The sequence below is a fragment of the Streptomyces sp. NPDC059851 genome (assembly GCF_042732005.1).
GTDB lineage: Bacteria > Actinomycetota > Actinomycetes > Streptomycetales > Streptomycetaceae > Streptomyces.
Window position 1 is genome coordinate 1 of record NZ_JBHWJJ010000226.1, and the last position, 7,562, is coordinate 7,562.

General features: G+C 75.1%; 6 protein-coding genes. 2 read left to right on the forward strand and 4 right to left on the reverse strand.

Features of this window, described 5'->3' with window-relative positions; translation table 11 throughout:
• Positions 1–189: 189 nt before the first annotated feature.
• The 4 genes from ACFV7Q_RS37710 to ACFV7Q_RS37725 all read right to left on the reverse strand — a co-directional run bounded on the left by ACFV7Q_RS37710 (position 190) and on the right by ACFV7Q_RS37725 (position 5,755).
• Positions 190–2,634, reverse strand: coding sequence for a transglutaminaseTgpA domain-containing protein (locus ACFV7Q_RS37710; protein WP_385435463.1), 2,445 nt, complete (start codon positions 2,632–2,634; stop codon positions 190–192).
• Positions 2,631–3,995, reverse strand: a complete 1,365-nt coding sequence (locus ACFV7Q_RS37715; protein ID WP_385435464.1) for a DUF58 domain-containing protein — start codon at positions 3,993–3,995, stop codon at positions 2,631–2,633. The genes ACFV7Q_RS37710 and ACFV7Q_RS37715 overlap by 4 nt, the downstream gene beginning before the upstream one ends.
• Complete coding sequence (locus ACFV7Q_RS37720) at positions 3,995–5,005, reverse strand: AAA family ATPase (protein ID WP_385435465.1); 1,011 nt, start codon at positions 5,003–5,005, stop codon at positions 3,995–3,997. The genes ACFV7Q_RS37715 and ACFV7Q_RS37720 overlap by 1 nt, the downstream gene beginning before the upstream one ends.
• Positions 5,006–5,143: 138 nt before the next feature.
• On the reverse strand, positions 5,144–5,755 hold the full coding sequence (locus ACFV7Q_RS37725; protein WP_385435466.1) for a beta-class carbonic anhydrase: 612 nt from the start codon (positions 5,753–5,755) through the stop codon (positions 5,144–5,146).
• A gap of 279 nt (positions 5,756–6,034) precedes the next feature.
• On the opposite strand from ACFV7Q_RS37725, the gene rsmH reads away from it, so the two are divergent.
• Both rsmH and ACFV7Q_RS37735 read left to right on the forward strand, forming a co-directional pair.
• On the forward strand, positions 6,035–6,964 hold the full coding sequence (gene rsmH / locus ACFV7Q_RS37730; RefSeq protein ID WP_385435468.1) for a 16S rRNA (cytosine(1402)-N(4))-methyltransferase RsmH: 930 nt from the start codon (positions 6,035–6,037) through the stop codon (positions 6,962–6,964).
• A complete protein-coding gene (locus tag ACFV7Q_RS37735) occupies positions 6,961–7,485 on the forward strand; it encodes a hypothetical protein (RefSeq protein ID WP_385435467.1) in 525 nt (174 codons plus the stop codon). The genes rsmH and ACFV7Q_RS37735 overlap by 4 nt, the downstream gene beginning before the upstream one ends.
• Positions 7,486–7,562: the final 77 nt, after the last annotated feature.

Sequence of the window (7,562 nt, forward strand, 5' to 3'; positions counted from 1 at the left end):
TACTGCGGCCGGGTGGTGATGCGCCCCGGGCGCGGGGGGGCGGGGGGGGATCGAGCCCTGCCGCGCCGGCGTTTTCACGTGCTGCCGGTGCTGCCGGTGCTGCCGGTGCTGCCGCTCGCCCGCGGATGCCACCGTGCCCGCAGCAGCCCCCGGTCGGGCGGGGAGCCGCCCGACCGGGGGTGCCGTTTTTCAGCCGCGGTCCCGCACCGGCCGGCGCAGGCGCAGCCATGGGCGCGGGACGCGCGCCGCCACCGCGGTCAGCCGACCGCGGACCGCCGCCGCCCAGGCGTCCCGGCGGGCCTCCGCCGCCCAGCGCAGCCGGACCGCGGAGCGCGGCAGCAGCAGCGCCCGCAGCCGGCTGCCGCGGCCCCCTGCGGCCAGCAGCGCCGTCCGGGCCAACAGCACGTCCGCCGCGGGCCGGTACGGGTCCTCGCCGGGCGGGGCGTACAGTGCACGCTCCACCGCTCCGGCGACCCGGTGCACCGCCTCCGCGGCCTCCTGCTCCAGCCGCCCCAGCTCCACCAGCCGGGACGCGGCCCGGCGTGGCGACAGGGCGCCGTCCGGGGCGATGCCCACGTCCCAGGCGGCGTCACCCAGCTCCCGCCAGGCCGGCAGGATGCCGCCCGTGGCCAGCCGCCGGGCGCGGACCCGGCTCCGCCACAGCAGCGGCAACAGCGGCAGGGCCAGTACGGCCAGCACGACGCCCGTCCAGCCGAGGACCGTCGTCACCGCCGGGCCGCCGCCCTTGCCGCCCGCGTCCTGCTGGGGCGCGGCGCCACCGCACTCGCCCAGCTTCTTCAGCTCCGGCGGGCAGGCGTCGGCCTTCGACGGCTCCGCCGACGGCTGCGCCGCGCTCTGCGAGGGCACCGGCGCCGGGGCCGAGGGCTGCGCCGCCGGCCGGTCGGTGCGGGAGTAGTCCGGCAGGCTGATGCCCTGCCGCGGCGTGGGCTCGAACCGGGTCCAGCCGACGCCCTCGAAGTACAGCTCCGGCCAGGCGTGCGCGTCCCGCAGGGTCACGTTCACGCTGCCGTCGGCCTGCCGCTCGCCGGGGGTGAAGCCCACCGCCACCCGGGCCGGGATGCCGAGCGACCGCGACATCGCCGCCATCGAGAACGAGAAGTGGACGCAGAAGCCCTCCTTGTCCTGGAGGAACCGGGCGATGGCCGTCGGGCCGGTTCCCGAGGCCACCTTCGTGTCGTAGCGGAATCCACCGTTCACGGCGAAGAAGTCCTGCAACTTCACCGCCCGCGTGTAGTCGTCCTTCGCGCCCTTGGTGACCTGGCGGGCCGTCTCCGCGACGACCGGCGGCAGGTTGTCCGGCAGCCTGGTGTACTCGTCGCGGATCGCCCGGTCCGGCTCCGGGGCGGCCTGGAGCTGCGCCGCCGTCGGCCGCAGCAACAGACTGCGCACCTGGTACGCCGCGCCCTGGACGTTCTGGTAGCGGTCCTTGCCCAGCTGGTCGCCGACGAGGGTCCGGCCGACCGGTTCGAACCGCCACTTGCCCGCTATGTCCACGGCCGTCGCCGGGTACGGCATCGGCAGGTACCGCTGCGCGTACGTGTCGGCCGCGGAGAGGTTGGTGCGGACCTCGACGGCGTTCCGGCGGACCTGCTCGCTCAGGCCGGGCGGAGCCGGCAGCCGCTCGGGCACATCGGTCAGGGCGCGCGCCGAGGCCTCCCACTTGACGCCGTTGAACTCGTCCAGCGCCAGGATCCGCAGGTACTGCTCGCCCAGCTGGGGACTGTCCGTCCGGTACTTCAGCACCACCCGGTTGTCCTGCGCGTTCAGGCTGCCCTGGAGCGAGACGAGCGGGTTGACCGCCGAGATGGTCCCGCCGACCCCGGTCCCGCCGCCCTCGGCGCCGACCTGGCGGGCCAGCAGCCCGTCGCCCAGCGGGGGCAGCGCAGCCGGCACCGCCAGGGCGACGCCCAGCGCCACCGCGCCGATCCGCCGCCCGGTGCGCACGGGGGAGACGGCCTGGCCCGAGCCCGCGCCACCGCCGTACCCCGAAGCGGCCGACACCCGGCCGGGCGGGGCCGAGCCGAACACCCGGCCCCACTGGGCCAGCCGGTCCCGGCCCTCGGCCAGCAGGAGCACCAGGTAGCCGCCGCCCGCCAGCAGGAACGAGAACCAGGCGCCCCCGACGCCGCCGGACAGCCCGGCGGCCACCGAGTACAGCGCGAGCAGCGGCAGCCCGGCCGCCGCGGCGCTCCGCAGCGTCACCGCCAGCAGGTCCACCAGCAGCCCGACCAGCAGCACCCCCACCAGCAACAGCAGCCGGATGCCGTCCGTCAGCGGCGCCGGGATGGCGAACTCGGCCACGTCCTGCAGGCCCCGCCGGAACAGGGACCCGAAGTCCGTCACCAGGTAGGCCATCGGCCCCGTACCGGTGGACTCGCCCTTCCCCGCGAACAGGAACACCAGCACCAGCAGCGACACCAGCGCCTGGCAGGCCACGGTGAGCCAGCGTGCCAACGGCACCCGCCGGGCCGCCGCCCCCACCCCGCTCTGCAGGGCCAGCAGCACGCCCGCCTGGAGCAGCCAGCCCGCCGACTCCACCAGCGAGGCCAGGGACCACGAGGTCGTCAGCGTCGCCAGTGCCGCGAACAGCGTCAGCCGCGCCCGCCCGCTCATGACCGGCCTCCGGAGGTCTGCGCATCCAACGGTGCGCTGCCGGCCTGCCGCCACAGATCACCGAACGCCGCCCCGGGCGGCACCGCCAACGCCGCCCAGCCCGTCTCGCGCAGCCGGTGCAGCCGCTCCTCGGCCTGCCCGCCCGGCCTCCCGGCCCAGCGGTCCGGGTCCAGGACGAAGGCCACCGCGGCCCCGCTGCGTCCGCGCATCTTCGCCGCCATTTCCGTCTGTACGTCGTCCAGGTCCCCGAAGAAGGCGATGAGCAGCCCGTCGCCGCCGGAACCCGCGCCACCGCCGTCCCCGCTGCGCAGGGCGTCGTACGCGCGTGAAAGGCCCGCGCCGTCGGAGTGCCCGACGACCGCGAGGGTGTCCATCATCAGCCCGGAGGCCTCGGCGGACTCGGACCCGCCGGAGGAGAAGCCGCCGCCCTCACCGGGCACCGAGCTGCCGGTGTCGGTGACCAGCCGCACCGCGAAGCCCCGTTCGAGGAGGTGGACCAGGGTCGAGGCGGCCGCCGACACGGCCCACTCGAAGGCGGAGTCCGGGCCGGCGCCCTCGAAGGCGACCGCCCGGGTGTCCAGCAGGACGGTGGCCCGGCTGCGCTGCGGCTGCTCCTCGCGGCGCACCATCAGCTCGCCGTAGCGGGCGGTGGAGCGCCAGTGGACCCGGCGCAGGTCGTCGCCGCGCCGGTAGCCGCGCGGGATCACGTCGTCGTCGCCCGCCAGGGCCAGCGCGCGGCGGCTGCCGTCGCCGTAGCCGGAGGACTCGCCGGTCAGCCGGGACGGCGCCAGTTCCTCGGTCCGGGGGACCACGGTGAGCAGGTCGTACGTGCTGAACGAGCGGGTCAGCTCGACCAGCCCGAACGGGTCGGTCAGCCGCAGCTGGAGCGGGCCCAGCGGGTAGCGGCCGCGCAGGTCGGAGCGGACCCGGTAGGACACCTCGCGGCGCCCGCCGGCCTCGACCCGGTCCAGGACGAAGCGGGGCCGGGGCCCGAGCACGTACGGCACCCGGTCCTGGAGCATCAGCAGCCCGGTGGGCAGCCGGGAGACGTTGTCCACGCGCAGCTGCACCCGGGCCTCGGCCCCCGCGGGCACCCGCACCGGGGTGAGCCGGCGGCTGCCGGCGACCCGGTGGCGGGTGCGGTGGAGGGCGAGGACGCAGACCAGCGGCAGGGCGGCGAGCAGCAGCCCGACCCGGAGCAGCTCGCCCTGGCCGAGGACGTACGCGCACACGGCGGCGGCCGTCCCGGCGGCCAGGAAGGACCGGCCGCGGGTCGTCAACCCGGCCAGCGAGGCGCGCAGCCCGCCCGGCCCCGGACCCCGGCCAGCGCCGCCGGCGCCGCGCGGGGCACCGGCGCCCATCAGAAGCCCCGGACGCCCGCGGCGGGCGGCATCTCGCCGCGGCCGCGTGCGGCCGGGACGGGAGTGCGCTGCACGATGTCCTGGACGACTTGCTCGGCGGTCCGGCGGTTGAGCTGGGCCTGCGCGGTGGGGAGCAGTCGGTGTGCGAGGACCGGGCCGGCCAGGGCCTGGGCGTCGTCGGGCAGGACGTAGTCCCGGCCGGACAGCGCGGCCGCGGCCTTCACGGCGCGCAGGAGGTGCAGGGTCGCGCGGGGCGAGGCGCCCAGGCGCAGGTCCGGGTGGCTGCGGGTGGCGGAGACCAGGTCGACGACGTAGCGCTTGACCGGCTCGGCGACGTACACGTCGCGGACGGCGTCGATCAGCTTGGTGATGTCGTGGGCGTGGGCGACGGCCTGGAGGTCGTCGAGCGGGGACAGCCCGCCGTGCACGTCGAGCATCTGCAGCTCGGCGTCGGGGCTCGGGTAGCCGACGGAGACGCGGGCCATGAAGCGGTCGCGCTGGGCCTCGGGGAGCGGGTAGGTGCCCTCCATCTCCACCGGGTTCTGGGTGGCGACCACCATGAACGGGCTCGGCAGGGCGTAGGTCGTGCCGTCGATGGTGACCTGCCGCTCCTCCATGGACTCCAGCAGCGCGGACTGGGTCTTGGGCGAGGCGCGGTTGATCTCGTCGCCGATGACGATCTGGGCGAAGATCGCGCCGGGCTTGAACTCGAACTCGCGGCGCTGCTGGTCGTAGATGCTGACACCGGTGATGTCGGAGGGCAGCAGGTCCGGGGTGAACTGGATGCGCTGCACCGAGCAGTCGATCGACTTGGCGAGGGTCTTGGCGAGCATGGTCTTGCCGACGCCCGGCACGTCCTCGATCAGCAGGTGGCCCTCGGCGAGCAGCACGGTCAGCGCGATCCGCACGACCTCGGGCTTGCCCTCGATCACGGTCTCGACCGAGGTGCGGACCCGCTCGGCCGTGCTCGTCAGATCAGCGAGGCCCGCTCTGTCGTCATACGTCGTCACCTGGTACTCCTCGGCCCTTTCCGGCAGGGCCGACGTCCTTGGCGCATGACGGGCCCACCCCAACACGGACGCCGGCCCGGACGGGTTTCCGGGCGGCGTCATCCCCGCATTGTTGACGGCGTCACGGGGCTGTGTCACTCACGAGGCCGGATCGATCTCCCGCAGGAGCCCGGTGTGCACGTCGAAGACGAAGCCTCGCACATCGTCGCGGTGCGGCAGGAAGGGGTTGGTCCGGACCCGCTGCATGGACTGGCGGACGTCCTGGTCAACGTCACGGAAGGCCTCGACGGCCCAGGCGGGGCGCTGGCCGACCTCGTCCTCCAGCTCGTGCCGGAAGTCCTCGGTGAGGCTTTCCAGGCCGCAGCCGGTGTGGTGGATGAGTATGACGCTGCGGGTGCCCAGGGCGCGCTGGCTGATGGTGAGCGAGCGGATGGTGTCGTCGGTGACGACGCCGCCGGCATTGCGGATCGTGTGGCAGTCGCCCAGCTCCAGGCCGAGCGCCTTGTGCAGGTCGAGGCGGGCGTCCATGCAGGCCACGACGGCGACGTGGAGCACCGGCCGGGCGTCCATGCCGGGGTCCTTGAAGGTCGCGGCATACCTGCGGTTCGCCGCTACCAGCTGATCGGTGACGGACCCGCCGGCGGTCAGCTCGGCGGACTCTGCGGGCAGGGATGCGGAAGTCGTCATGCATACGACGTTAGTGGTCACGACCGGTTCGGGCACGGAGTGAGAGGGGACAAAGAAGGTCAACCGGCCTTGTTGTGAGCTAACCCACAGGAGTGGGCCGGAGGCGGCCGTCCGAGTGGTTCGCGGCTTTCGGGGGTTCTCGGAAGGCAGCGGCTACGGCACGCGCGGGCGGTTCGTTGACCGCGCCGACCAGTGCACTAAAGTGGCGCGAACCGGCCGGAGCCCGGCCCTGACCGGCCGCCCGGCCTCCTGGTAACACTCCGCGTGCGCGGCGCGGCGTCTGCCTGCCGCGCCGTTATCTGAGAGGGCGCTTTGACCAGCGAGTCCCGACACGTCCCGGTGATGCTCCAGCGGTGCCTGGACCTGTTGGCCCCGGCGCTTCAGAAGCCGGGGGCCGTCGTCGTCGACTGCACCCTCGGCCTCGGAGGCCACAGCGAGGCCCTGCTGACCCGATTCCCCGAGGCCCGCCTGATCGGCCTCGACCGCGACAAGGAGGCCCTGCGCCTGTCCGGCGAGCGGCTCGCCCCCTTCGGCGACCGGGCCACCCTCGTCCACGCCGTCTACGACGAACTGCCCGAGGTGCTGGACCGCCTCGGCATCCCCGCCGTCCAGGGCGTCCTCTTCGACCTGGGCGTCTCCTCCATGCAGCTCGACGAGGCCGACCGCGGGTTCGCGTACGCCCAGGACGCGCCGCTGGACATGCGCATGGACCAGACGACCGGCATCAGCGCCGCCGAGGTGCTCAACACGTACCCGGCGGGCGAGCTCGTACGGATCCTGCGCCAGTACGGCGAGGAGAAGCAGGCCAAGCGCATCGTCTCGGCGATCGTGCGCGAACGCGCCAAGGAGCCGTTCACCAACAGCGCCCGGTTGGTCGAGCTGATCCGCGACGCCCTGCCGCAGGCGGCGAAGCGCACCGGCGGCAACCCCGCCAAGCGGACCTTCCAGGCCCTGCGCATCGAGGTCAACGGCGAGCTGTCGGTCCTGGAGCGCGCCATCCCGGCGGCCGTGGACCGCATCGCGGTCGGCGGCCGCATCGCGGTCCTCTCCTACCACTCCCTGGAGGACCGCCTCGTCAAGCAGGTCTTCGCCGCCGGCGCCGCCTCCACCGCCCCGGCCGGCCTGCCGGTGGTCCCCGAGAAGTACCTGCCGAAGCTCAAGCTCCTCACCCGCGGCGCCGAGCTGCCCACCGAGGAGGAGATCGCCGAGAACCGGCGGGCCGCCCCGGCCCGCTTCCGCGGAGTGGAGCGGATCCGGGAGGCGAACCCGTGAGCAGGGGCGGGGCCGGGCAGGCAGGGCCGGGGCGGCTGCGCGGCCCCGCGGCGGGACAGGCGGCGCGCACGCCGTTCGTCCTGCTCGTGGTGGCGCTGCTCGCCGGCGGGCTGATCAGCCTGCTGCTGCTGAACTCCGCCCTGAACGAGGGCTCCTTCCAGCTGTCCCGGCTGAAGAAGGAGACCACCGCACTGACCGACGAGGAGCAGGCCCTCCAGCGGGACGTCGACGCCTACTCGGCGCCCGACGCCCTGCAGCGGCGCGCCCAGGAACTGGGCATGGTCCCCGGCGGCAGTCCCGTCTTCATCGGCCCGGACGGCAAGGTCACCGGAACCGCCGTCGTCGCCGAGTCCCCGTCCCCCGCCGCCGCCCAGCCGGCCTCGCCCCCGGCCACGCCCGGGACCCCGTCGGCGCCGGCCGGGGCGGCGCAGAGCCCCCCGCCGAACGCCCCCGCCGTGCCGGGCCCGGCGGCGTCCTCCCCGCAGCCCGGGCCCCAGCCCACCCCGAACCCAGGCAGGTGACGTCGTGACGCGGACCCCTCCGGGGCCCCGGCCCCCCCCCCCCCCGGCCCCCCCCCCCCCCCCCCCCGCGGGGCCCC

Coding starts and splice junctions, on each gene's coding strand:
- ACFV7Q_RS37710 (WP_385435463.1), bottom strand. CDS start 2,634: ATGAGCGGGCGGGCGCGGCTGACGCTGTTCGCGGCACTGGCGACGCTG.
- ACFV7Q_RS37715 (WP_385435464.1), bottom strand. CDS start 3,995: ATGGGCGCCGGTGCCCCGCGCGGCGCCGGCGGCGCTGGCCGGGGTCCG.
- rsmH (WP_385435468.1), top strand. CDS start 6,035: ATGCTCCAGCGGTGCCTGGACCTGTTGGCCCCGGCGCTTCAGAAGCCG.